This is a genomic window from Streptomyces sp. NPDC049837, assembly GCF_040674455.1.
GTDB lineage: Bacteria > Actinomycetota > Actinomycetes > Streptomycetales > Streptomycetaceae > Streptomyces.
On sequence record NZ_JBFAMP010000001.1, the window covers coordinates 326,991 to 351,262 of the forward strand.

Sequence of the window (24,272 nt, forward strand, 5' to 3'; positions counted from 1 at the left end):
CAACCTACGGCCGTCGGCGGAAGGCGTTCGGCGCACACGCCGGGCTCACCCGGATCGGGGTACTTCCCTCCTTTGACCGGGGCCCGCGGAATTCCGCTCCTCCACCAGGGACTCTTCCTCCCGGGACACCAGTCGGGACAGTTCGACGCGGGAGCGCACCCCGAGGAGCGCGAAGACGTTGCGCAGGTGATGGTCGACGGTCCGGGGGCTGATGGAGAGCCGCAGCGCCACTTCACGGTTGGTCGCCCCCTCGGCGACACACCGGGCGATCCGGAGCTGTTGCGGGGTGAGACACGCCAGTGGACCGGCACCCTCGCGTGCGGCGGCCGCACCGGTGGCCCGGAGTTCGGCCCGGGTCTGGTCGGCCCACACCGTGGCTCCGGCGCGTTCGAAGGCGTAGAGGGCGTCCTTGAGCCGGCCCCGCGCCTCGCGCGGCCGTCGCCTGCGGCGCAGCCACTTGCCGTACAGCAGCAGGGTGCGGGCGCGCTCGAAGTCGCCGCCCGCCCGCTCGTGACGGGTGAGGGCGTACGCGTAGAGGGGTTCGGCCTCCGCCGGCGGGGCCAGCAGGGCACGGCAGCGGGCGAGCTGGGCGGGGGCCTGCGGGTCGGCGCCCAGGGCGGCCCAGCGGGCGAACTCCTCGACGGCGGTGCCGGTGTCGGCGCCCGGCTCCCCGGCGAGCACGGTGGCCTCGACGAAGCAGGGCGCCATGAGCATCCGTACGGCGAAGTGGCCGCGCCGGTGCCCGGGCCGCACCAGGGGGCCCAGCCGCGCGGCGGCGTCGAGGGACAGGCCCCGGCCCAGGTCGGCCCGGGCGCGGGCCCATTCGGCGAGGGTGGCGGCCTGGGCGAGTCCGTGGCGGCCGGCGATGGCCAGGGCCGCGTCGGCGTGCGCGGTGAGCGCCGTGCCGTCGCCCTCGATGGAGGCGACCAGGGCGAGGGCGGCGTGGTGGTGGGCGACGACATTGCGCTGGCCCGCGTGGTGCGCGGCGCGCAGGCCCTCCTCGGCGTGGGCGCGTGCGCGCGCGTGCCGCCCGGCGCGCAGTTCGGCGTACGCGAGGTGTTCGAGGGCCTGCGGGACGAGGGAGGCGAAGTCGTGGGCGCGGGCCGCCGCCAGCGCCCGGGCGTTGACGTGGCACGCGGCGGCGATGTCGCCGAGCACGAGGGCCGCGACTCCGGCCCGCAGCAGTCGTACCGGGTCGTCGTCGTCGCCGGCCCGTTCGAGCAGGCGCCGCAGCGGCCCGCGCGCCTCGCCGAACCGGCCGCCCAGCGCGGCCAGCATCCCGGCCCGGAAGTCGTCGTGGCCGGGGGCCACCGGGCTCTCGCCGAGGGCGGCCAGGCAGGACGGGACGTCGCCCGCGGCCCACGCCGCCTCCATGGCGCCGAACCGGGCGCCCCAGGCGCCGTCCGGGTCGTACGGCTGGAGCAGCGCGGCCGCCAGCAGCAGCGCCTCGTGGGCGTCGCCGACGGGGCCGTCGCGCAACGCGAGGGTGCCGCAGACGAGTTCGACGCTGCCCCGCAGCCCCTGGTGCGCGGGCGCGCCCTCCCGGGCCGCCGCGAGCAGCTCCCGCGCCCGGCGCGGGCGGCCGCCGAGCCTGGCGTACTCGGCGGCGGCCGTGAGCCGGGCCGCTCGGGCGCCGGCCGTGGCCGTGAGGTCGGCCGCCCGGGCCAGCGCCAGGGACCGCTGGAGGGGCCGCGCCCGGATGTCCGGGGCGGCCGCGGCGGACGCGAGCCGGTCGGCGAGCCGCGTGTCGGGACCGTCGGCGGCCAGGGCCCGGTGCGACAGGTGGGCCAGCCGGTTGCGGTCACCGTCGAGAACGGCCGCCAGCAGCGTGTGCGCCGCGCGCCGCCGGGAGAGCGGGGCGCCGAGCCGGACGGCGCGGCGCACGAGCGGGTCGTCGAACCGGATGCGGTTCCCGGCGCCGCGGGCCACACCGGCGGCCTCGGCCGCGTCCAGGGCGGCCGGGTCGAGGCCCGCGGCACGGGCGGCCCGCAGCACCAGGGCGGCGTCGGCGCCCGCGCCGTCCGGGTGCTGCTCGTGGGCAGCGGCCACCAGTAACAGCAGGTCGCGGGTGGCGGTGGGCAGTTCGGCCAGCCGGCCGCCCACGACCCGCATCAGGGCGGGGCCGTCGGCGAGCGGCCTGGGCAGCGGGGCGTGCCCGGCGAGCTGGGCCGCCGAGAGCCGGTCGACGAGGGCGGTGAGGAGGGCGGGGTTGCCCTCGGCCGCGTACAGCAGTTCCTCGCGTACGAGGGGATCGGCGGCGCCGCCGGTCAGCTCGTCCAGCAGTGCGCCGGTGGCCTGTTCGGCGAGCGGGGCGAGGCGCAGGGCGGGCAGGCCGGCGAAGTCCGGGGCGCCGGCCCGGTGTCCGGCCACCGACAGCAACAGGCCGACGGCCGGCACGGACTCGACGCGGCGTGCCGCGAAGCCCAGGGCGGCGCGGGAGCGCGGGTCCCACAGGTGCGCGTCGTCGACACAGACGAGGAGGGGCCGGTGCCTGCTCGTGCGCCGCAGCAGGTCCAGGAGGCCGGTGGGCGGCAGGCCGGTGCGGAGGACGGCGGCGGGCGGGGTGGCCGGCTCGGGGGCGCTGCTGAGGAGGGCGTGCACGCCGCTGTGGTCGAGGTGGTGCTCGGCGGGAGCGGCGCGGGTGTGCAGGACGGGTCCGGCGTCGAAGTCCCCTGCCGCCCGGTCCAGGAGAGCGGTGCGTCCGAGCCCCGGCTCCCCGGCGACCAGCAGCACTCCCGACCGGCCGGACCGCAGGCGTTCCGACAGGGCGGCCACGGCGGCCAGTTCGCCGTCGCGGCCGAACAGTCGCGGCGGTCTCCCGGTGGTGGTGTTCGTGGTCACCCCCGTCACGTTACTTGCGCGTAACGGACGTCGGAAGCTTTGCGTCCGCCGCCTGTGCGCGTGGTCCCCAACCCCTGTGACCTTGGGAAACGGCCCGTGGGAGGCCACGTCGGTGGGCCCTGCCCCAGGGACGGCGCGGCAACTCTGTGCGCGTGCACAACGCACCCGGGTGGTGACGGCCGCGCCCGAGCACGGCCGTCACCCGGCGGGTGGGGTCAGGAGGCGTGCGGGCAGTTGCCGCGGTACTCCTCGATGGTCAGGCCCGGACGCGGCAGCGGGCACAGGAACTGCTCGTAGCGGGTGTCGTTGTCGATGAACCGCTTGAGCCAGGAAACGCTGTACTTGGCGATGGTGGTGTCCGAGGTGTTCGGCGTGAAGTGCGTCGCGTTGTTCAGCTCCAGGTACGCCTTGTCGAGGGTGCCGGGGAGCGACTCGTAGAACGGCTCGGAGTACGAGGAGACCGGTGCGACGGTGTCGCCGTCCGCCCCCACCAGCAGCGTCGGGGTGCGCAGTTCGGGCCACGTCTTGTCGGTGTGCCACCCCGTGAGCGGGATCGCGGCCTGGAGGGACGGCCGGCTCCTGGCGGCCTCCAGGGAACCGCCGCCGCCCATCGAGTGCCCCATGACGCCGAGGCGGGTGCTGTCGATCCGGTTTCTGACCGTGCTGCGCTGGGTCAGGTGGTCGAGGGCGGCGAGGAGTTGGCGGCCCCGGCTGTCGGGCTGGTCCAGGGTGGTGAGCGTGTCGATGGTGATGACGACGAACCCCTGGGAGGCGAGCCGGGGGCCCAGCCAGGCGATGGACGACTGGGTGCCGGTGAAGCCGGGCGAGATCGCCACCGCCCCGAACGTACCGTCGCCGGTGGTGGTCGGGTAGTAGATGGTGCCGCCGCCGAAGCCGACGGCGCTCAGCGACGAGACGGTGGTCTCCGCTATCGCGTAGGGCCCGCGTACGGCCTCGATGCTCGCCGTGGTGGGGGCGGGGCCCCGCTCGTAGGGGTTGTCCGCCGCCTGGGCGCCCGAGGGCATGGCGGTGGCGAGCCCGGTGACGGCCAGGAAGGCCACCAGGGCCGCCATGAGCGGCCGGCGGCGGCGCGGCGCGGGGGCGGGGGCGGCCGTGGGGGCGGGGGCGGCCGTGGGGGCGGGGGCGGCCGTGGGGGCGCCCGCGGGGGTGGGGACGGAGGTGGCGGCAGGGACGGTGGGGGCCGAGGTGGTGATGGTGCCGGTGGGGGCGGGGGCGGTGCTGTGGGGGGCGGTTCTGCGGTGCTGCTGCGGCTGCTGCACGACGGAGTCGTCCTCTCGGTCGTGGGCGGGTGCGTTCCGGTGCGGCCGGTCGGCATCGCCGTGGCGGATGGGGGGTGCCACTGTCGCGGCGACCGGGGCGACGGGGCATCGGTGTAATCACCGGTCTCGGCCCTCCGTCCTTCGGGGGAGGCCGGTTTGGCCGGATCCGTACCGCGGACGATGTGCTGCCGTCGTCCGGCGCCTACGGTGCCCCTCATCGCCGGAACCAATGGGGAGGGCAGTCGGTTGATCGAAGAGGTGAGGGCCGATCACTGGACGGACCGTGAGACGGACCCGGGACTGTCCGTCCCGGGCGGGGCGCCGGCCCGCGTCCCCGCCACGGCGGAACCGTGGGAGCAGGACGCCGACGCGCTCCGGCCGGCCGGCCGCGACCCGCTGTCCTCCCTCACGGCGCCCGCTCGCTGGTGCTGCTGACCCGGGCCGAGGGGGGCCGTTGACCTCCGGCCCCGTGACCGCCTGGTCAACGGCGGTTTCCCGTTCCGGGGAGCGACGGGCAACGGGAAACCCGTCGACCCGGGCGCGTGCCGGGGACACGCTGAAGTCGTCAGCACGCCGCAAGACCCACCAAGGGGGAAATGTGCGCAAGTTCAAGGCGATGAGGACCGCAGCGGCACTCGTGCTCGCCGTCGGAACGATGACCACCGTCACCGCGACCCAGGCCCAGGCGGCGGAGGCCGCCGCCGTCCACGGGTGCAACTCCGGGTACGTGTGCCTGTACCCGGGTGCGGGCTGGAACAACGACCGCCCGACCCACACGTACTACACGTACGGGGCCCACAACCTCCGGAACATGTACGGGACGTACCGCATCTTCAACAACCAGACCGGCGGCGCCACCGTGCGCACCTGCACCGGGTCCAACGGCACCGGCTGCCAGGGGTACCTGCCGGCCGGCTACTACATCGACAAGGACATGACGCCGATCAACTCGATCACGCTCCAGCCGTAACCCGGCGTCATGGAAAGCTTCCGGAGCCGCCGGTCCGGCGGCTCCGGAAGTCCTGTTTCCGCCACACCGGACGAACGGCTGGGCCGGCCGTCCGACCCCCGCTGTAGCCTGGACGCCTGTCATCTCACAATCTGGGCGCACCTTGCCACGGGGGATGCTTTGGGGGATCCGGACCGCGGACGGAAGACCGACCGTCCGCAGGAGTTGCCCGACCACGACACCGCCGCGTCCTTCCCGGCGCGGTTGAGACACCTGCGGCTGCGACGGGGCCTGTCTCTGGCCGACCTGGCCCGCCGGACGCACTACAGCAAGGGCTATCTGAGCAAGATCGAGACCGGCGCGAAACGCGTCACCGTCGACGTCGCACGCCGCTGTGACCAGGTGCTGTGCGCGGAGGGTGAGCTGCTGCGGCTGGTGCGGGAAACACCGGCGCCGCACGCCCCGCCGGCCGGGCAGCCGGACGGCGCCTGCCCCTACCGGGGCCTGTCGGCGTTCACCCCGCGGGACGCCGGGTGGTTCTTCGGCCGGGAGCGGGCGACGGCCGCGCTGGTCGAGCGGGTCTTCGAACGCGTCGGCGGCGGACCGCTGTTGCTGGTCGCCCCCTCGGGCGCCGGCAAGTCGTCGCTGCTCAACGCCGGTCTCGTACCGGCGCTCAGGCGCCGGGGCGGATTTCCGATGCCGGGCGCCGACGGGTGGCCGGTGGTGATGTTCACGCCGACCGCGCATCCGCTGGAGGAGTTGCTGGAGTGTACGGCGAAGGCCCTGGGCAGTGATCTCGGCATCGGTACGCGGCTGTTGCGCGACCGGCCGGAGACGCTCCTCGAAGCCGTGCACCGCCTGTCGGACGGCCGTCCGCCGCAGGACCGGAACCGGGGGGAGCGGCGACCGCCGCCCGTGCGCCCGGTGCTGGTCGTCGACCAGTTCGAGGAGCTGTTCACCCTCTGCTCCGACGAGGACGAGCGACGCGCCTTCGTACGGGTGCTCACCGCCGTGGCGACGTCCCGGCCCGAGACGTCCGGGTACGACGCCGCCGTCGTGGTCATCGGCGTCCGGGCGGACTTCACCGGGAACTGCCTGGACCTCCCCGAGCTGGCCTCCGTCTTCACCGACGGGCTGTTCGTCCTGCCCCCGATGTCCGTGGCGGAGCTGCGCGAGTCGATCACGCGGCCGGCCGAGCTCGCGGGGGTCGCCCTCGAACCGGGCCTGGTCCAACTGCTCGTGCGGGACGCGGGCTTGCGCGACGGGACCGGGGCGGCGGAACCGGGCGCCTCGCCGGAGCACGCCCCCTCCGGTGCCCTGCCCCTGGTGTCCCACGCGCTGATGGCCACCTGGCAGCGGCGCGAGGGCGCCACGCTGACCGTCGCCGGGTACGAGGCCACCGGCGGCATCCGGGGGGCCGTCGCGCGTACGGCGGAGGACGTGTTCGCCCGCCTCTACCCGGCCGAGCAGAGGACCATCCGCCGCCTCCTGGTGCGGCTCGTCCATGTCGCCGACGGCACCGGGGCGACACGGCGCCGGATGAGCCGGGCCGCCCTGCTGGGGCGGCCGGAGGACGCCGGCGGCGCCGCTGCCGCGCTCGACGCCTTCGTACGGGCGCGGCTGATCACCATGGACAGCGACACCGTCGAGATCACCCACGAGGCGCTGCTCCACGCCTGGCCCCGGCTGCGCGGCTGGATCCACGCCGACCGGGCGGGGCTGCTGATCCACCAGCAACTGGCGCAGGCCGCCGAGGCGTGGGAGCGCGAGGGCCACGACCCGTCCGCCCTCTACCGCGGCACCCGGCTGGCCACCGTACGGTCGTGGGCCGACGAACTGGACGGCACCAGCCGGCTCGGCCCCCGCGAAGCGGCCTTCCTGCGGGCGAGCCAGGCGGAGGAGGACGGCCGGGCCGAGCAGGCCAGGCGTCAGGTCAGGTGGCAGCAGCGGATGCTGGCCACGCTCGTCGTCCTGCTGCTCCTTGCGCTGGGCGCCGGAGGCATGGCGTACCAGCAGCGCGCGGGCGCCCTCGGCCAGGAGCGCGCCGCCCGCTCGCAGGCGCTCGCCGTGCGGTCCACGTCCCTGGCCGCCGGCCAGCCCGAGGCGTCCATGCTGCTCGCCGAGGAGGCGTACCGCACGGAGGCGACGACCGAGGCGCGCGGGGCCCTGCTGAGCACCCAGTCGCAGCCCTTCTCCGCCCGGCTCGGCGGGCACGGCGGCCCGGTCAACGCGGTGGCGTTCGCGCCGGGCGGCGGTCTGCTGGCGTCGGCGGGTTCGGACGGGACGGTGCGGCTGTGGCGCGTCGCCGACCGCCGGACGGTCACGACGTTCACCCTCCCCGGGCGGGTGCGCGCGGTCGCCTTCAGCCCGGACGGGCGAAGGCTCGCGGCCACCTCCACGGAGGGTCCGGTACGGCTGTGGGACACGGCCGCCCGGCGTGCGGGGGCGGCGGTGCTGCCCGCGCACACGGCGGGCGCGCGGGCCGTGGCGTTCGCCCCGCGCGGGCGGACGCTGGCCGTCGCGGCGGCCGACGGCACGGTCCGGTTGTGGGACGTCGCCGGTGACCGGCCCCGCGCCGTGGCGTCCCTCACCGGCCACGACGGGCGGGTCAACGCCCTGGCGTACGCCCCGGACGGCCGGACGCTCGTGTCGGCCGGCGCCGACCGGACCGTACGGCTGTGGGACACGGGTCTCGGCGGAGCCGGCGGTGGCCGCCCGCTCGCCGTCCTGGTGGGGCACACCGACGAGGTGCTGGGGGCGGCGTTCGCCCCGGACGGGCGGACCGTCGCCACCGGGGGCGTGGACCGGACGGTCCGGCTGTGGGACACCGGGCTGCGCCGCTCCGTGGGGACGCTGACCGGGCACAGCGACGACGTCAACGCCGTCGCCTACACCCCGGACGGCACGATGGTGGTCAGCGCGGGCGGCGACGGGACGACCCGGCTCTGGGACGTGCGCAGCGGCCGGCCCACCGCGACGCTCACCGGGCACACCGACTACGTGCTGGGGGTCGCGCTGGACGCGCGCGGCACGGTGCTGGCCACGGCCGGGTTCGACCAGTCCGTGGTGCTGTGGGACCTGCGGGGTTCGGTGCTGACGCCGCGTCCGTTCACCGAGATCTGGCAGACCGCGTACAGCCCGGACGGGCGGCTGCTCGCCACCGCCGACGCCGACCACACGGTGCGGCTGTGGGACGTGGCCGGGCGCCGGGTCCTGGCGACGTTCACGGGCCACCGGGAGATGGTGTTCTCGGTCGCCTTCGCGCCCGACGGGCGCACACTGGCGTCGGCGGGCTCCGACGGCACGGTACGCCTGTGGGACGTGGCCGCGCGCCGTCCGTCGGCCACGCTCACCGGCACGAACGGGGACGTGTTCTCGGTGGCGTTCGCCCCGGACGGGCGGACGCTGGCGTCGGCGGGCTCCGACCGTACGGTACGGCTGTGGGACGTGGCCGGGCGCCGCCCGCTGGCCGCGCTGAGCGGCCACACCGACTTCGCCAACGACGTGGCGTTCAGCCCCGACGGGCGCACCCTGGCGAGCGCCGGCGACGACCTCACCGTACGGCTGTGGGACGTCGCCGCGCGCCGCCCGCTGGCCACGCTCACCGGCCATACGGGCGCCGTACGGGGCGTGGCGTTCGGCCCGGACGGGCGGATGCTCGCGAGCTGCGGCAACGACGGGACCGTACGGCTGTGGGACACCCGGCTGCGCCGGTCCGTGGGGTCGCTGACCGGCCACACCGGCTCCGCGCGGGGCCTCGCCTTCTCGCCCGACGGGCGGACGCTGGCGAGCAGCGGCAACGACCGTACGGTACGGCTGTGGGACGTGCCGGGGCGGCGCTTGTGGGCCGCGCTGACGGGTCATACGAACGCGGTGTGGGGCATCGCGTTCTCCCACGACGGGCGGACGGTGGCCAGCAGCAGCAACGACGGCACGGTGCGGCTGTGGAACCTGGACGTCGGTGCCCGGCTCACGGAGATCTGCCGGGTGCGGCAGCGCATCGGCCCCAAGCAGCGCGAGACGCTCATGCCGGGGCTGCCCGTCTCCCCGGGCCGTACCTGTGCCGGTCGTTGAGGCCCTGGCTGCCGGAGTTCCCGAGTGGCTGTCGCCCCGCTCACCACCGGCCCGAGTTGCGCAGCGCTATGCGGAGGTTCTCGGCGATGTCCTGGTGCAGGGGGTGATGGGGGCCGAGGGCGGCGCTGGCGTCGTGGGCACGGCGGAGGAGGTCGATGCCCCGGCCGACGGCGCCCGCGGCGAACAGCGTGGCACCGAGCGTCTGCGCCGTGGTCAGGGTTTCCTCGTCCCGCTCGCCCAGCCTCCGGGTGCGGCGCGTGAGGGTGTCCTCCAGGATGGCGACGCCCTCGCCGGTACGCCCGCCGACGACGAGTGCCGCGCCGTAGTTGTGGGCGTAGGACAGCGTGCGCGGGTCGTCGCGGCCGAGGACGCGGATGGCGCGGTGCATGGCCTCCTGGTGCAGTGGCCGACTCGTCGAGCCGGCGTCGCTGGAACAGCACCGAGCCGAGGAGGTCGCGTACGGCGATGGTCTCGGGGTGGTCCGCTCCGACGGTGTCGTCGATGTCGGGGAGGAGGCCCCGGATCCGGGTTTCGGCCCGGTCGTACAGTCCGTTGTCGTACAGGGTGAGTGCGTCGTCGATCCGCCGTGCCAGGTCCTCGGGGAGCGGACGGTTGCGGTTGCGGTTGCGGTTGCGCACGGTCGTCACTTCCTTCCCTTCACACACCGACATGGATGTGCCCGGCCCACCGGGTGGGCACGGCGGGGTAGGCGTCGCGCAGTGCGCGCAGCGCGTCGTTGAGCGACGCGGCCGCCGAGGCGGTGTCGGCCGGCGCCGTGCCGTCCGCCGTCAGTGACGCGTACACCGCCTCGGCGACCTCCGGGCTGTCCCGGGTGCGCCAGAGCGTGCCGATGACGCCGCGGAACCCGGCGAGGTGGAAGGCCGACGCCAGGTGCAGCGGCTCGTCCTCGTAGACGGGGTGCGCGCCCGCGGTGTCGCACGCGGAGAGGAAGGCCAGCGCCGCCTGGTCGAGCCGGAGGTCGTGCACGATGGCCGGGCTGAGCCGTGTGCCCCCGAGAACGAGGCCGCTGCGCAACTGGGTGGCCACGCTCGGGTCGGTGTTGCCGTGGCACACGAAGTGGGCCACCGGGTGTTCGCGCAGCCCCTGTTGGACCGCGTCCAGGGTCGCCTCGGCGTCGAGCAGCAGCGTGGACCCGGGCAGCAGGCCGGCGACGTGCCGGGCCTCGGCGTGTGCGTGGTCGAGCACCGGGTGGCCCGGCGTTTCGGCGACCCCGACCACCAGCGCGGTCCGCGACGCCGGGCCCGGCGTGCCGAGCGTGTCCGCCAGCGCGGTGAGCGTCGGGGTGTACGACGAGACGACCCGGTCGTAGACGGTGACGGGCGACCGGTCGGCGGTGGCGGCGCGGTGGTGGCCGGCCGCGTGCAGGGGCAGGTGGCTGACGGTTCCGACGGGACACCACCACAGGCGTGGCCGTTCCGGCCGGCGGGCGTCGTACGGGACGGCGGCGTCCAGCACGGGTTCGGCCACGTGGTCCCACAACCACTCCAGTACGTCGTGCAGTTCGCCCTGGGCCGCCTCGCGCCGGTCGAAGGAGCACGACTGGTCGTGGGCGTCCGCGACTGCCGTGCGCAGCCGTGCGGTGAGGTCGCGCACCGCGTCGTCGCGCAGGCCGGGCAGCCGGACGGCCGTGACCGGGCGGGTGGGGTCGCCCGGCACGACGAGCGCGGCACCGCCGAGGGCGTGCGCGGCGACCAGGACCGCGGGCGCGCCCGCCGTCGCGTGCCGAAGCCGGGCCATGGTGGGCGGTTCCAGGAAGTCCGCGAAGCCCGGCAGTGCGCGGACGTGTGCGATCAGTTGCTCCCGCTCGGCGGCGAGGTCGCGGGTGCGGGTGGCGTTGGCCGGCCTGGGGTTCCACTCCCTGACGGACTTCTTGGACCGGTACTCCACCTCGATGGTGAAGCGGGCGACGTAGGAGTAGCTGTCGGCCTTGGCCAGTTCCTTCTCGACCCGGTCGAGCGCGGCCGCGAGGTCGGGGGCGAGGCGTTGCAGGGTGGCCCAGCCGCGCCGGATGCCCCATGCCTCGCCGAACAGCAGGCCGCGGCACCGCTCGGCCAGTTCGACGCCGCGCTGCGCATCACCCACCGTCACGGCCGCCGCCACGGCGTCCGCCGCCAGGCCCTCCAGCCGGTGGACGGCGGCGAGCCGGCGCCGGCCGGGCAGCGCGCGGCTGAGGGTGCGCGGGACGGCGGCCACGGCCCGTTCCAGGGCCTCCAGGGTGGCGGCGGGGTCGCCCGACTCCCGTACGACGTCGAGCCGTTCGCGTTCGGCGGCCATCCGCATCCCGTCCGGCGCCTGGGCGCTCTCGGCGATGCCCGTGCAGTGGGCGAGGACCTCGGCGCGCAGCGCGGCGGCGTCCGGTCCGCCGAGCCGGGCGAGGGTGCGGGCGCCTTCGGTGAACATCTGCGCCCGGATGGGCCACCAGTGGTGGTCGCGCGGGGTTTCCTCGACGGCCTGCCGGGCCAGCGCGACGGCCTCGGTCAGCGCCTGGACGTCACCGCACGCCCGGTAGCGCTTGCTCAGGGTGGCGGCGACGGCGCTGCGGATGCGGGGGTGGTCGGGGTGGCCCGGCGGGAGCAGGGCGAGCGCCGCGCGGTAGGCCAGTTCGGCCTCGGCGAACGGTTCGGCGGCGTCGGACCTGCCCGCCAGGACCGACACGGCGGTCGCGTAGTTGTAGAGCAGCCCCACCCGGCGTACGTCGCCCGGCGGCAGCGCCTGCACCGCGAGGCTGCTCTGTTCGACGGCCTCGGCGAGCATGGTGTCGTCGCCGTGGATCAGGCCCAGGCGCGTCAGCGCGGTCGCGAGGTGGCTGTGGCGCAACGGGCGCCCCGGGGAGTCGGGGCGGGTGAGCGCCACGGCTTCGCGGTGCCGCTCCACCGCGTCACGCAGGAGCTCGGGGTCGTCGCCGACCTCGGCGGCGGTGCGGAGCGCCCGGCCGAGCGCGTCGAGCCGGTGGGCCCGGTCGTCCGGGTCGGGGCCGGCGAGGTCCACACCGCGCCGGGCGGCCGCCACCGCGACGTCGCCGATCTCCGGTGACGAGGAGTGCGAGGCCACCTCCACGCCGGCGGACGCCAGCAGGGAGAGGAAGGTCGGCAGCAGCGGGTGCTCGGGCGGCAGTGCGGCCGCCACCTCCTGGGCCAGGTCGAAGGCGCGCACGGCGCCCTGGGCTTCGCCGGCGAGCTGCCAGCCGTCGTAGTCGGCCTCGCACAGCTCCAGTAACGCGGCGGTCCGGTCGTCGTGGGTCAGGGGCAGCGCGGCCACCAGTCCGAGCGCGGCGCTCTGCCGCCGGCCCATCAGCGCCGGGGAGTTGTCGGTGTCCGCCCGGGCGGCCAGTTCCCGGACGAGGCGGAACTGGGCGTCGATCACACCCGGGTCGTGGTGCGCGGTCAGCAGCCATTCGGCCTGCTCCGGCCCGATGGCGGCGGCGAGTTCGTCCGCCGCCTCGCCGAGGAGGCCGGCCGCCCGGAGCCGGACGCCGGCCTCGCTCGCGTCGCGCAGGTCGCGCCACACGCCGACCTCGTGCAGCAGGAACTCCGTCGCACCGGTCAGCTCGTACCCCCGGCTCAGCGCCCGGCCGAGCACCTCGACGACGTCCGGCTGCAAGGGCCGGGCCCGTAACGCGAGCGTGGCGGCCCAGCGGTAGTCGGGCAGCGCCCTGCGCACGGCGTCGGCGGCCTCGTCCTCGCTGCCGTGCACGGCTTTGATCATGCCGCGGCGGACCAGCCTGCGGGCCAGGTGCGGATCGTCGGCGGGCGTCAGCGTGACGGCCTTGTCGGCGGCGCTCAGCGCCACGGTGAGCCCGCTGCCGTCTCCCGTCGCGCAGGCGAGGTCCGCCGTCGCCGACGCGAGGTCGGTCAGCAGGGCGGCGCGCTCGTGGTCCTCGGCGGCCCGTGGCAGGTACTCCGCCAGGGCGGCCACGAGGGCGCGCAGTGCGCCGATGCCGCCCCTGCCCCGGTAGTCGGCGCGGAGGCGGTCGAGCCGGGCGGCCTCCCCGGCGGTCAGGACGTCCGCCGCCGTCCGCCCGGTCCTTCCCGCCGGCGCGCGCTTGCCGCCGCGCCGCCACCGCGAGCGCCCGCCGTCGTGCCCCGGATCACCGCCCTGCCCCGGCTCACCGCCCAGCGCCTCCCGCACCGCCTCCGGCACCTCGCCGGGTGCGGTGCGGTGCAGGCGGCGGAACAGCTCGGCGGCCTTGTCCCGTTCCCTCAGTCCGTCGAAGCCGGGCAGGGCGAGGTGCCGGTACCAGTGGAGCAGGGCCATGGCGCGCAGCGAGGCGGCGTCCCGGGGGGTCGCGTACCAGGACGTGTCCAGCCCCAGCAGGCGCTCGACGTCCCCCGAACGCTCGTGGTCGTGCACGATTTCCCGTACGTGGTACCAGGCCGCGTCGATGTCCCCCATCGGATCCCTCCGAGTCCGCTGTCCATCACACCACGGGAGCCTCGATGGCGGTACGTTTCGGACGGACATCATGAGTTCGGTGGGGTGTGGGGGCGCTGATGGGGCGACAAGTGGCGCGGCGGCTGGAGATGTTGTGCGGCCAGGCGGCGGGCGGGGAGCTGGCGGAGCGCGCGGCGCGTTACGGCGTGGCGGACGCCCTGGACCGGATCGTCGGCGCGGTGCGTGCCGGGCGGGCGGCCGACGGCGGCGCGCTGGAGGCGGATCTCGACCTGCTGGAGGACGCGTTCGCGCGTCATGGGATCGACGGTCTCACCACCGGGGCCCGGTCCTTCGAGCCGTGGCAGGGCGGCGGGAGCGTCATGGTGTCGGCCTGGGTGTGCCCGGCCGGTGCGTGCAGCCGTGCCGAGGCCGCCGAGCCGGGCGGTCCCCCGGCGTGCGCGCTGACCGGCGCGGCGCTGGCGGTGAAGCGGTTCCGGTTGTGAGGCGGTCGCGGCTGTGAGCGTCTTCCTGACGGAGCTGGGCAAGCACCTCGCCGCCCGGTGGGCGGCCGTGCTGATGCTGCCGGGCGCGGTGTTCGCCGGCGCCGTGGTGCTCGCGTCCGTCCTCGGTCACGGGCACGCGCTGGACGCCGGCCTGCTGCGTACGCGGGCGGAGGCGTGGGCCTCGGCGCCCGGCGGGGCGGTCGCCGTGGCCGTGGTGGCGTTGGTCGTGGTGGCGACGGCGGCCGGTTTCGTGGCGGTGGCGGTCGGCCGGGCCGTGGTGGCGAGCTGGGGCTTCACCGGGGCGGGCCCGGTGCTGCGGCCGCTGGTGGCGCTGCGCCGCCGTCGTTGGCGTACGGCCGCGGCCGGGGCGGACGCGGCGGTGCGGGACCTGTTCGCGGACCTCGGCGACGAGCGGGCCAGGGTGCGCGCCCGCCGGGCGGTGCAGCGGCGGGACGCGGTCTGCCTGGTGGAGCCCGACCGGCCGACCTGGGCCGGTGACCGGCTGCGCGCCACCGACGAACGGCTCCACCGCTCGTGCCGGCTCGACCTGCCGGTCGTCTGGCCCCGGCTGTGGCTGGTCCTGCCCGACGCGGCCCGCGCCGAACTGGTCGCCGTACAGGAGCGTGCCGCTTCCGCCGCCCGGTCGGTGGGGTGGGCGCTGCTCCACCTGCTGCTCGGGCTGTTCTGGTGGCCCTCGGCGGTCGTGGGCGCCGTGTCCCTGCTCGTGGCGCGGCAGCGGGTGCGCCGTTCGGTGGCGGTCTACGCCGAGTTGGCGGAGGCGGCGGTCGACGTGTACGGCCGTGACCTCGCGGTCCAACTGGGCCTGGACTGGGCGCAGCGGGTGACGCCCGAGGTCGGCGAGGAGGTCACGGCGATTCTCCGCAAGCCGGGCACGGAGAGGGACGACCAGTGGGCCACCGTGCTCCGCGACGCACCGGGTGACTGACCGGGTCAGGGCCGGTAGCGCAGCGGGTGGTCGGCGGGGACCTCGGTGAGCACGATGCGGTGGCCGTCCGGGTCGGCGATCCACATCTCGATCAGGCCCCAGGGCTCCTTCACCGGCGGCCGCAGCACCCGTACCCCGCGCCCGGACAGCTCGTCGTGGGCGGCGGCGCAGTCGGCCACCTGCATCCACAGTTGGAGCGTGGCCGTCGGGGGCTCCTCCGAGCGCCCGGACACCTCCAGGAAGCCGCCGCCGAGGAAGTAGACCGTGCCCCGCTCCGGTCCGGTACCGAACTCGCGGTAGACGGCGAGGCCCAGGGTTTCGCCGTAGAAGACGCGGGAGGCGTGCGGGTCGCCGGGGCGCAGGAGGACCCTGCTGCTCAATACGTGCACCATGGCGGGACCCTACGCCAGGCCGGCGCCGTCCTCCGGCTGCGGCGGCTCCGGTACGGGCGGCCTGCCGCCGGGCGCCTGGTGGTAGTGGATGCTGCCGCCCTGGACGGCGAAGAGCGTGGCGCTGTCGCGGGCGGTGTTGGTCTGCACCCAGACCCGGCGCTCGTCCGGCAGCCCGCCGCGTACGCGCTCGACGAGGCCGCGCAGGTCCTCCTCCGCGTCGGGGTGCTCCTCCAGCAGGACGACCAGCCGGCGGCGCCATACGGGGACCAGTTCCTCGCGGACCCGGTCCTCCTCGGCGGGGTCGGTCCGCCCGACGAGCACGGCGTCCTCGTCGAGCTGGGCGGCGACCACGGCTCCCCGGTTCTCGTCGTCCCGCCCGAACAGCCTGACGATCCCGCCCCGCGCGCCCTGCCACGCGTCGGTGGCCATGGCGCCGATCAGCGCGGTGGCCCCGGCACCCGCGAGCGCCATCAATGGCTCGGCCAGCATCCGTCCCCCTGCCTCTCATGTCTTCGGTCGGGCATGCGGGGCGAACTCCCCGTCCCTGGCCCGAGGTTAGCGCCCATGGCCGGGGTCGAGCAGGCGTTCGTGTTCGTCGGCCGTCACCTGCACGCCCGAGGACGGGAGGAGCTGCGGGATGCCGTCGACGACGGGGTACAGGCGGCGGAGGCGGGGGTTGTAGAGGGCCCCGTCGGCCGGGAGGAGGGTGAGCGGGCCCTTGTCGAGGGGGCACACCAGGATCTTCAGCAGGGGGTCATCGGGGTTCATGGCTCGGCCTTTGCGGTTTCCGGGTGGACGGGATGGAGAGCGCGAGGAGTACGGACACCGCCAGGGACGCCCCCGCCACGAGCAGGAGGCGGCGCAGTGGGTCCCCGGGCAGCGACTCGCCGAACGCGAGGGTGCCGAGGGTGGCGGTGTACAGGCACGAGGTCGTCGTGCAGACGGGGACGACCAGGGACGCCCGGCAGCGCTGTAACGCCGTCTGTGACAGGACCAGGCCGCCGGCGCCCGTGATCAGCAGCAGGTACGGATACGGGGTCGTCGCCAGCGAGAGGGCCGAGGCGAGCGGCGCGTCGGGGGCGAGGCGCGCGGAGATGCCCTTGATGGCCAGCGAACTCACCCCGTAGACCAGGCCGACGGCGACCGCGTACGCGACCCCGGCGGGGGGCGCGGCGTGCCGGCGGCGGGCCGCGCGGCGCTCGGCGGTGGCGTACAGCCAGAAGCCGGCGAGCAGTGAGACACCGCTGAGGGCGAGGACGGACACGGTGGACGCCCTGTCGCCGACCGCGTCCGCGCCCTGGCGCAGGGAGGCGACCACCATCAGCAGCGCGGCCAGGATGCCGGCCGTGGCGTACCGCTCACGCGGTGACAGGCGTTCGCCGAGGATCACGGAGGACAGCAGGAGCAGCAGGACGAGACCGGAGACGAACAGCCCTTGCGCGGCCGCCATCGGCAGGGTCCGGTACACCACGAGCTGCGCGCCGAAACCGGCCGCCAGGGCCAGGGAGCCGCCGATCCACAGCGGGCTGGCCAGCAGCAGCCGCACCAGGCGCAGGGGGCGGCGGACGCTGAGGGACGGGATGCCGGACAGGGCGCGTTTCTCCAGGACGAACCCGGAGCTGTAGAGGACGTTCGCGGACAGCGCGGCCGCCACGCCCCACCACATCGCCTGCGTCACCGGGCGCGCCGGGCGTGGGCCAGCAGGATCGAGGCCGCACCGGGCACCGCGCAGGCGAGCCGGTCCAGGGGGCGCAGGGCGCGCGGTACGCCGTGGAAGGGGGCACCGGCGACGCGGACGACCTCGAACCCGGACGCGGTGAGGAACTCCCTGAGGGCGCGGGCGGTGTAGAGGCGCAGGTGGCCGACCACCTCCGTGCCCGGGCGGCCGTGGATGGCGCGCAGGCTGACCTCGGAGAACACCGGCTGGACGCCGGCCAGGAGAAGCGCCCGGTTGTACCAGGCGGCCAGGTTGGGGGTGGAGAGCATCAGGTGGCCGCCGGGGGCGAGGACGCGGCGCAGTTCGTCGAGCGCGCTGTCCGGGTCGACGAGGTGCTCGACGACCTCGCTGAACAGGACGGCGTCCGCCGCCCCGTCCGCGAACGGCAGCCCTCCGTCGCCGAATTCCCCGCGCACGACCGTGCCGATGCGGGGTGCCGCCCGGCGCAGCGCGTCCTGCGACCAGTCGACGCCGACGATCCGGTGGCCGGGCAGGAGGGTGGCGGCGACGGCCGCCGCGGTGCCGTCCCCGCAGCCGACGTCCAGGACGGTGGCGCCGGTCCGGTCGCGCAGGGCGTGGCGCAGCATGAGTGCCTGGCGGCGGCTCCGGGCGTCTCCGGAGGCGACGGGGACGGCGGGGTTCTCGTAGAAGTCCCGCAGGCCGGGGGCCGGGGGGCGCACCGTGGTCATGGGAGCGGCTCCCCCTTCCCGCCGGTCGCGTCGAGGTGCCGGGCGAACAGGTCGCGCAGCCGGGTGCCGTCGTCGGGGCCGAGCAGTGCGGCGGACCAGCGCAGCGCGAGGTGGAGCCGGCCCCCGGTGCTGGCCGTGGTGACCGTGAGCCCGCGCGGCATGCGCGCCGGGGCGGAGAACCAGACGGCCCGCGCCGTGCCCGCCCCTTCGCCGAAGTCGAGGGGGTAGGGAATCCGGCCGATGTTGCTGAGCAGTGTGGTGGACGTCCACGGGGCCAGGGCTCGGCGGGCGGTGCGCGCCATCACGGAGCGGACGGCCACCGGGACGACGGGCGCGGTCAGCAGTGCGGCGCCCCGGCCGAGCTGGGGACGGCGCAGGGCCTTGAGGGCGCGGGTGCGTACGGCGGTCAGGAGGAGCAGTTCCGTTGTGGGGAGGGCCAGTTCGGCGGGGGTGAAGGGGACTTCGACGAGGCGGGTGCCGTTGCCGATGGGCATGTCCATTCCGCGGGGCCGGTCGTCCACGGGCATGGTGATCCGCAGCGGGCGGGACGGTCCGCCGCGCCCGTCGTTCCACTGGGCGATCATCCGGGCGGTGGCCACCATGAGCTGGTCGTTGACGGTGTACGCGGCGCCCTTGGGGCGCTGGGGCACGTCCAGTTCGGCGACCAGCATGCCGTTGGCGTGTCCGGGGCCCGGAGTGCCGCGGGCGACCCTCGCCACCGGGGTGAACCCGGTCGCGAATCCGGTGCCGCCGGCCTCGGTGAGCAGGCCGCGTGGCGTTCCGCCGGCCGGCGGGCGTACCGGAGGGGCCTGGGGCGCGTTGTCCCGGCCGCCGTAGAGTTCGGCGGCGGTCGCCAGGACACGGAGGCAGGCGGGCCCGTCGAGCGCCGTGTGGTTGACGGTGAGCAGCAGGACGCGGTCGATGATCTCCAGCCGTACCGGTGGGGACGCGGTGAGGGGTGGCGCCTGGGTCAGCGCCCGCCGCCTCGCGCGTTCCAGCGCCCCGGGGCCGGTGTCCGGTACGGACACGACCTCGGCGCCGGGGTCGGGCCCGTCGGTCAGCTCCCATTCGTACCGGCGGCGGTACCAGGGACCGGGCGCCTCGCGCATCAGGACGCGCGGGTGGCGCCGCAGGGCCTCGGTGAACGCGGTGCGCAGCCGTGCGGCGTCGGGGCGGCCGGACAGGTGCACCTCGATGTGGACGGTCTCCGGTTCCTGTGGTGTCAGGCAGTGCCGGGTCACCTCGTCGACCGTGGAGAAGGGCACCCGGACGAGCGGCTCGCGGCCGGTGCGGCCGCCCTGCCGGGCGGGGTGGTGCAGTGCCGTCATCGGCCGGTCCCTCCTTCTGGGGGCTGTGGTGCGGCACGTCGCCGCCGTGGCAGCGGTGCGGTGGCGCCGGGGGCGGGTTCCGGTGCCGGCGGCGCGGGGTCGGCGGCAGGCGTCCGTGCGCCCCGGCGGGTGGTCACCACGGCCGCCGCCAGCGCCGTCACGGCGAGGAACTGGGCCACCGGCCCGAACGCCCCCTGGTGCGCGGACGGCAGGACGCCCGCCTCCCACGCGGCGACGATCCCCGCCCCGGCCATCGCGGCCAGCGCCACCGGCACCAGCAGCGAGCGGCGCAGGTGTGCGACGACGGCCAGTACGGGTACGACGAGCGCCGCCCATCCGGCGACCAGCGTGACGACCGCCGTGAGCGCGACCACGCCCAGCACGGCCCCGGGTGCCGGGACCTGCTCCGGCTCGGGGCCGGCGCGCCTGCCGCGCCCGAGGACCAGCACCAGGCCCACCAGCAGCAGGACGCCCACGACTCCGCCGATGAGCCCGGCGACGTACCACCGTGCCGGGGCGAACTCCAGCCGTACGGTGCCGCCTTCGCCCTCCGGGATCAGGAAGCCCTGCTGCCAGCCGTCGATCCGTACCGGTGTCAGCTCCCGCCCGTCGAGTGTGGCGTGCCAGCCGTCGTTGTGGTTCTCGAACGTCTGGAGGTACGAGGCCGGGCCGGTGCCCACCTCCACCGTGCGCCGGTCGCCGGACCAGTCGCCGACGGTCAGCGGGCGCCGGTCCGCCACCGTGGTGGGCGCCGGCGCGCTGCCACGCGTGAGGCTGAGGTCGGTGATGGCGAGGGGGCCGGTGTCGCCCGCCTCGACCCGGTGCGTGCCGGCCGCGAGCCGCGCGGTGCCGCCGCGTTCGGCGCCGGCGCACAGGCTGACGTCGACCGGGCGGCGCTCCGTCAGGTCGCGCACCAGGCCGCGGGCGCTGGTGGCGTGCAGGGTGCCGTCGATGGACAGCACCGGCCCCTGGCCGCAGGGCAGCTCGAACGTGGCGTCCCGGTCCGGTCGCGGCACCCGGAATTCCTCAAGGGCGGGTACGTACACCTCGCTCAGCCCGACGGGCAGTTGCAGCCGGTCGTCGGCGACGGGGTTGTGCAGGGTCAGCGGCGCCGTCCGCGAGATGGTGATGTCGAGCCGGTCGGTCGTGATCGGCTGGAAGCGGGCGAGGCCGTTCTCGTCCACGGACGCGGTCGCCGCGCCGTCCGGTGAGCTGATCTCCACCTGCTGGGCGCGGGTGGACAGGCCCCCGGCGGGGGCGAACACGATCTCCGAGACCGCCCTCTTGCCCGGCCACCGCAGGTGGATCACCGCGCGGTCCCCGGCGATCCAGGCGGTGGTGAGGTCGCCGTCGACGAGGTTGCGCGGGCTGAGGGAGGAGCCGAGCCGGGCCGTCGAGTCGGCGGTGGCGGTCAGTTGGCCCCGCTGTTCGGGCGCCAGCCGGTACAGCAGCTCGTCCAGCGCGTCCCCCGGCACGGGCAGCGCGGTCGCCCTCAGCGTGTACGCGCCGGCGGTGCGGGTCAGGAACTGCCGGTGCAGCCCGACTTCGGCGGAGGCCGGTGACAGGCCGCCGGGGTCGCTGCCCCGGTGCAGGGAGTAGACCTCCTCGGGTGCGCCGTCCTCGCCCGCGGCGTCCTCGGGGAGCGCGAGCAGCCGGGTGACCGTGACGCCGGGGATGTCGACGGACGAGAAGCCCGCCCCGATCAGCCCGGGCCGGCCCTGCTGGGCACCCTCGATGGTGATCTTCAGGAAGTCGCTCTCCCCCGCCGGTACCCGCACGTTCTGGGGCGTGCCGTCCGGCCGCAGCGGGCTCACCTCGCTGCCCCGATCGGTCTCGACGCGTACGGAGGTGGCCGCCGCGCGCAGTCCGCCGGAGGGCAGCGGGGTCAGCCGGACCGAGCCGGGCAGGGTCAGTTTCCGCTCGAAGCCGATACGCAGCCACTGTCCGACCGGGGACTCGGCGCCGCCCTCGGTCCAGGCGGTGTCGGGGTTGCCGTCGAACGCGTTCACCGGGTCGTACTGCGGGAGGTGGAACAGCCAGTTGCCGCTGCTCGACGCGGTGACCGACGCCGCGCCGCGCAGCACGGCCGTCGTCTGGTGGCGGACGTCGTCGCGGGGCAGGATCTGGCGGGGCGGGCGGCCGGGGTCCTGCGCGCTGCCGGACGGGTTCCGCTCGGTCGCCGTATAGGTGTACGAGGTGTTGGTGTTGACGAGCCCGAACCGGGTGTCGGCGCGCCGCAGTCCGTCCGCCACCGCCCGTACGGGCGGGGTGCCAAGGCCGGGGGTGGCGTCACCGGCGAGTACGGCGGGCCGGTCGCGCATCCGGGGGTCGGCCGACAGCCGCAGCAGGGCTTCCGGGCCGCCGCTGACGACGGCGGTGTCCGCGACCGGTCTGACGGCGGCCTGCCCGGGCCGCTCGGTCGCGCCGGGCGGTTCGTAGATCTCCACGGCCTGCTGGCGCGGGTAGAGACCCTCGATCTGTACGGGGGTGTCGTCGGGGATCCGCCCGCCGGTGAGGACCGGCCCGAAACCCGTCACCCGCCGGTAGCCGGAGGCCTCCAGGGTGCGTTTGACGGTCTGCGGCGGGACGTAGCCGATCTGGTCGGGGTCGAGGTCGTTGCGTACGACGACGTAGTGCAGCCCGGCCCGGCTCAAGTAGTCGCTCAGGCCCGGGACTTCGCCGCCGGACAGCAGAGCCTGCTCCACCGCGTCCAGCGCCCGCCGGTTGCCGGGCGTGCCGAACGGGACGTAGTCGCGCTGCGCCCAGGGGGAGTCGGCGAGGACGTCCAGGGGCTGGTCGATGGTGGTGCCCCAGGCGTAGATGCCGTGGGCGGTCGCGGGGACGACAAGGGCGCGGGTGGTGGGAGAGCGCTCCTTGAGCCAGTCGGCGGTGCTCTCCCAGTGGGAGGGCAGTTGCCGGAAGGCTCCCGGCTGGAGGATGCCGCCGTTGACGTACGGCAGGATCAGGCCGGGCAGGACGAGTGCGGCGGCGAGGAGCGGGACGTACGCCCGTACCCGTGGCCTTGCCCTTGGCCCTCCGAGGACGGCCGTGATGTGGGCCAGCCCGAGCACCAGGGCGAGGGCGAGGCCCGGCTGGAACTTGTAGATGTTGCGGAACGGTACGAGCCAGCCGTTCAGCCAGTCCTGCACGGTGCCGTGGAAGAGCCCGCCGAGCGGCCCGCCGTACCCGGCCAGGGTCACCAGGGCGACCGACAGGACCACGAGCAGCAGCCAGCGCCGTTCGGGGATGTCGCGGCGGGCGAGGCCCGCGAGCCCGAGGGCGGCGGCGAACGCCGAGCCGAGCACGGTGAGGACCGATGTCGCCACCGTCCAGCCAGCGGGCAGCCACGCCTCGCCGAAGTGCAGGTACGCCACCCAGTTGCCCGCCCCGCGCAGGAGTTCGGTGGCGGACATGGTGGCCGTGGTGGTCTCGGACTGCTCGACGTACGGCAGGAAGTTCTCACCGTGCAGGCCCAGCAGGAGCAGCGGGACGACCCACCAGGCGGTGGCGAGCAGCACTCCGGGGGTCCACCAGGTGAGCAGCGTCCGTCGCCGTGGGCCGGCGGGCCGGCTGAGCAGGTACAGGCCGACGGGCAGCAGGGAGGCGAGCGTCGACGCCGCGTTGACCCCGCCCATGAAGGGGATCAGCAGCGCGGAGCGCAGCGCCGCCGCCCTGGCGGGCCTGCGGGGGTCGGTGAGCGGCAGGAGCACCCAGGGCAGCATCGCGCCGGGCAGCGCGGCGGCGGAGGTGGAGCCGATGACGACGGTGAAGACCGGCCACAGCGCGTAGCCCACGGCGGCGAGCAGCCGGGTGCGGGCGGTGCCGAACTCCAGTCGCTCGGCGAGCCGCAGCGCCCCCCAGAAGGCGGCCGTCACGATGATCGACAGCCACAGCCGTTCGGCGAGCCACACCGGTATCGCCACCAGGTCCGTCAGCGCGTAGAACGGCAGCATCGGGAAGGCGTAGCCGACGTACTGGTCGAAGATCCCGCCGAATCCGGCGCGGCTGTGCCAGAGCTCGCCGAGGTCGCCGAGGAACCGTATGGGGTCGAGGGCGACACCGAGCTTGGTGTCGAACGTCATCCGGCCCGGCGCGGCGGCCAGCAGGGCCAGCAGGGCCGTCGCCCAGAAGCCCCACAGCCAGCGTCGTGACCGGGGCCCGCCGGCCGGTTCGGGGCCGGGCGGCGCTCCGGGCGCCGGCGTGCGGGGAGGTGCCGGGATCGTGGTGGTCATGGGCACCGCCGGAGGATGAGGAGGAGGTTCCAGGTGGCGAACTCGCGCAGCAACGGCACTCTGGTGATCAGGCCGGGCAGGAACGGCCAGTAGCGCGCGCGGGCGGACACCACGGTCACGTCGTCACGGGCCCTGACCTGGCGCAGGGTCGCGCCGACGTGGACGGGGAAGAGGTTCTTGCCGAGGACGTGCTTCGCCGGCTGCCCGGTGCGCCGCTCGTAGCGGCGGCGCGCCCGGTCGGCGCCCAGGTAGTGCCAGGGCGCCCATTCGTGACCGCCCCAGGGCGAGAGCCAGTTGGTGAAGGACACGTAGATCAGTCCGCCGGGGCGGGTGACGCGGATCAGCTCGCTGAGGAAGGTCCGCGGGTCCTCCACGTGTTCCAGGACGTTGGAGCAGAAGCAGATGTCGGCCGCGCCGTCGGCCAGCGGCAGCAGGTAACCGTCGGCGACGACGGCGCCTTCGGGCGGCCGGGACGCCGTCAGCTCCGCCAGGTCCGGTTCGAAGAGGTAGCCCTGGGCGCCGCGTCTGCGGAACTCCTCGGTGAAGTGGCCGCCTCCGCCGCCCACGTCGACGACGACCCGTCCGGCGAGCGGCTCGTACCGCTCCACCTGGTTCGCCGCGTCGCGGGCGAGCAGTTCGTAGAAGCCCCGTGGGTCGGACGGTTCGCGCAGGAAGCCGCGGAAGAGGGCCACGGACCGGCGAAGGGAGGGGTCCTTGAGGGGGGCGGGGGGCTTGGGTGGGGAGGGGGCGTTCATCGGCTCATCCCCGGCGCGGTGCGGTGGAGGCGGTGGAGGCGACCGGGGCGACCGGGGGCGGCGCCGTCTGCGGCAGGCCGCCGGGGGCGGAGGCGTCGCCGTGGCCGTGGCCGCCGGTGGCGGGCGCTGCGGCGTGGTCGCGAGTGCGGTCCGTGGCAGTGGCGGTGGCGGGCG

Annotated in this window: 17 protein-coding genes; 5 read left to right on the forward strand and 12 right to left on the reverse strand. The window is 75.7% G+C overall.

The window, feature by feature from the left end; genetic code table 11:
• Positions 1–45: 45 nt before the first annotated feature.
• Both AB0J57_RS01540 and AB0J57_RS01545 read right to left on the reverse strand, forming a co-directional pair.
• A complete protein-coding gene (locus AB0J57_RS01540; RefSeq protein WP_366125873.1) occupies positions 46–2,841 on the reverse strand; it encodes a LuxR family transcriptional regulator in 2,796 nt (931 codons plus the stop codon).
• A gap of 215 nt (positions 2,842–3,056) precedes the next feature.
• Complete coding sequence (locus AB0J57_RS01545) at positions 3,057–3,914, reverse strand: dienelactone hydrolase family protein (protein WP_366126443.1); 858 nt, start codon at positions 3,912–3,914, stop codon at positions 3,057–3,059.
• A 453-nt stretch (positions 3,915–4,367) separates the two neighbouring features.
• Here AB0J57_RS01545 and AB0J57_RS01550 point away from each other — a divergent pair, with 453 nt between their 5' ends.
• The 3 genes from AB0J57_RS01550 (at position 4,368) to AB0J57_RS01560 (ending at position 9,144) form a co-directional block, all read left to right on the forward strand.
• Positions 4,368–4,556 (forward strand): hypothetical protein, encoded by a 189-nt coding sequence (locus tag AB0J57_RS01550; protein WP_366125874.1) that lies wholly within the window; start codon positions 4,368–4,370, stop codon positions 4,554–4,556.
• Between the two features lie 163 nt (positions 4,557–4,719).
• On the forward strand, positions 4,720–5,091 hold the full coding sequence (locus AB0J57_RS01555) for a hypothetical protein (RefSeq protein ID WP_366125875.1): 372 nt from the start codon (positions 4,720–4,722) through the stop codon (positions 5,089–5,091).
• A gap of 159 nt (positions 5,092–5,250) precedes the next feature.
• On the forward strand, positions 5,251–9,144 hold the full coding sequence (locus AB0J57_RS01560; RefSeq protein WP_366125876.1) for a helix-turn-helix domain-containing protein: 3,894 nt from the start codon (positions 5,251–5,253) through the stop codon (positions 9,142–9,144).
• Between the two features lie 40 nt (positions 9,145–9,184).
• Here the strand turns inward: AB0J57_RS01560 and AB0J57_RS01565 are convergent, their stop codons facing one another.
• Together AB0J57_RS01565 and AB0J57_RS01570 are read right to left on the reverse strand one after the other, a co-directional pair.
• Entirely contained in the window at positions 9,185–9,532 is a 348-nt protein-coding gene (locus AB0J57_RS01565; RefSeq protein ID WP_366125877.1) for a hypothetical protein, read from the reverse strand.
• 269 nt (positions 9,533–9,801) lie between these two features.
• Complete coding sequence (locus tag AB0J57_RS01570) at positions 9,802–13,557, reverse strand: CHAT domain-containing protein (RefSeq protein ID WP_366125878.1); 3,756 nt, start codon at positions 13,555–13,557, stop codon at positions 9,802–9,804.
• A 98-nt stretch (positions 13,558–13,655) separates the two neighbouring features.
• On the opposite strand from AB0J57_RS01570, the gene AB0J57_RS01575 reads away from it, so the two are divergent.
• Both AB0J57_RS01575 and AB0J57_RS01580 read left to right on the forward strand, forming a co-directional pair.
• Entirely contained in the window at positions 13,656–14,039 is a 384-nt protein-coding gene (locus AB0J57_RS01575; protein ID WP_366125879.1) for a hypothetical protein, read from the forward strand.
• 13 nt (positions 14,040–14,052) lie between these two features.
• Positions 14,053–14,985 carry a hypothetical protein gene (locus tag AB0J57_RS01580; protein WP_366125880.1) on the forward strand — a complete coding sequence of 311 codons (933 nt, stop codon included), beginning with the start codon at positions 14,053–14,055 and terminating at the stop codon, positions 14,983–14,985.
• A 5-nt stretch (positions 14,986–14,990) separates the two neighbouring features.
• Here AB0J57_RS01580 and AB0J57_RS01585 read toward each other — a convergent pair whose 3' ends face one another.
• The 8 genes from AB0J57_RS01585 to AB0J57_RS01620 all read right to left on the reverse strand — a co-directional run bounded on the left by AB0J57_RS01585 (position 14,991) and on the right by AB0J57_RS01620 (position 24,098).
• Positions 14,991–15,377: a VOC family protein gene (locus AB0J57_RS01585; protein WP_366125881.1), complete on the reverse strand. Its 387-nt coding sequence runs from the start codon at positions 15,375–15,377 to the stop codon at positions 14,991–14,993.
• A 9-nt stretch (positions 15,378–15,386) separates the two neighbouring features.
• Positions 15,387–15,866 (reverse strand): hypothetical protein, encoded by a 480-nt coding sequence (locus AB0J57_RS01590; protein ID WP_366125882.1) that lies wholly within the window; start codon positions 15,864–15,866, stop codon positions 15,387–15,389.
• Positions 15,867–15,932: 66 nt separating this feature from the next.
• Positions 15,933–16,145 (reverse strand): Trm112 family protein, encoded by a 213-nt coding sequence (locus AB0J57_RS01595; RefSeq protein WP_366125883.1) that lies wholly within the window; start codon positions 16,143–16,145, stop codon positions 15,933–15,935.
• Positions 16,132–17,043, reverse strand: coding sequence for a hypothetical protein (locus tag AB0J57_RS01600; protein WP_366126444.1), 912 nt, complete (start codon positions 17,041–17,043; stop codon positions 16,132–16,134). Before AB0J57_RS01600 ends, AB0J57_RS01595 begins: the two co-directional genes overlap by 14 nt.
• An 8-nt stretch (positions 17,044–17,051) precedes the next feature.
• The gene (locus tag AB0J57_RS01605; RefSeq protein WP_366125884.1) at positions 17,052–17,783 is read right to left on the reverse strand and encodes a class I SAM-dependent methyltransferase; all 732 of its coding nucleotides are present in this window, start codon (positions 17,781–17,783) and stop codon (positions 17,052–17,054) included.
• Positions 17,780–19,111 (reverse strand): condensation protein, encoded by a 1,332-nt coding sequence (locus AB0J57_RS01610; RefSeq protein ID WP_366125885.1) that lies wholly within the window; start codon positions 19,109–19,111, stop codon positions 17,780–17,782. The genes AB0J57_RS01605 and AB0J57_RS01610 overlap by 4 nt, the downstream gene beginning before the upstream one ends.
• Positions 19,108–23,343, reverse strand: a complete 4,236-nt coding sequence (locus AB0J57_RS01615; RefSeq protein ID WP_366126445.1) for an alpha-(1->3)-arabinofuranosyltransferase family protein — start codon at positions 23,341–23,343, stop codon at positions 19,108–19,110. The genes AB0J57_RS01610 and AB0J57_RS01615 overlap by 4 nt, the downstream gene beginning before the upstream one ends.
• Positions 23,340–24,098 (reverse strand): class I SAM-dependent methyltransferase, encoded by a 759-nt coding sequence (locus tag AB0J57_RS01620; RefSeq protein WP_366125886.1) that lies wholly within the window; start codon positions 24,096–24,098, stop codon positions 23,340–23,342. Before AB0J57_RS01620 ends, AB0J57_RS01615 begins: the two co-directional genes overlap by 4 nt.
• Positions 24,099–24,272: the final 174 nt, after the last annotated feature.

Bases quoted from the DNA above. Each gene is read 5' to 3' on its own strand.
- AB0J57_RS01545 (WP_366126443.1), bottom strand. From the start codon at position 3,914: ATGGCGGCCCTGGTGGCCTTCCTGGCCGTCACCGGGCTCGCCACCGCC.
- AB0J57_RS01565 (WP_366125877.1), bottom strand. From the start codon at position 9,532: ATGCACCGCGCCATCCGCGTCCTCGGCCGCGACGACCCGCGCACGCTG.
- AB0J57_RS01570 (WP_366125878.1), bottom strand. From the start codon at position 13,557: ATGGGGGACATCGACGCGGCCTGGTACCACGTACGGGAAATCGTGCAC.
- AB0J57_RS01575 (WP_366125879.1), top strand. From the start codon at position 13,656: ATGGGGCGACAAGTGGCGCGGCGGCTGGAGATGTTGTGCGGCCAGGCG.
- AB0J57_RS01585 (WP_366125881.1), bottom strand. From the start codon at position 15,377: ATGGTGCACGTATTGAGCAGCAGGGTCCTCCTGCGCCCCGGCGACCCG.
- AB0J57_RS01590 (WP_366125882.1), bottom strand. From the start codon at position 15,866: ATGCTGGCCGAGCCATTGATGGCGCTCGCGGGTGCCGGGGCCACCGCG.
- AB0J57_RS01595 (WP_366125883.1), bottom strand. From the start codon at position 16,145: ATGAACCCCGATGACCCCCTGCTGAAGATCCTGGTGTGCCCCCTCGAC.
- AB0J57_RS01600 (WP_366126444.1), bottom strand. From the start codon at position 17,043: ATGTGGTGGGGCGTGGCGGCCGCGCTGTCCGCGAACGTCCTCTACAGC.
- AB0J57_RS01605 (WP_366125884.1), bottom strand. From the start codon at position 17,783: ATGACCACGGTGCGCCCCCCGGCCCCCGGCCTGCGGGACTTCTACGAG.
- AB0J57_RS01610 (WP_366125885.1), bottom strand. From the start codon at position 19,111: ATGACGGCACTGCACCACCCCGCCCGGCAGGGCGGCCGCACCGGCCGC.
- AB0J57_RS01615 (WP_366126445.1), bottom strand. From the start codon at position 23,343: ATGACCACCACGATCCCGGCACCTCCCCGCACGCCGGCGCCCGGAGCG.
- AB0J57_RS01620 (WP_366125886.1), bottom strand. From the start codon at position 24,098: ATGAACGCCCCCTCCCCACCCAAGCCCCCCGCCCCCCTCAAGGACCCC.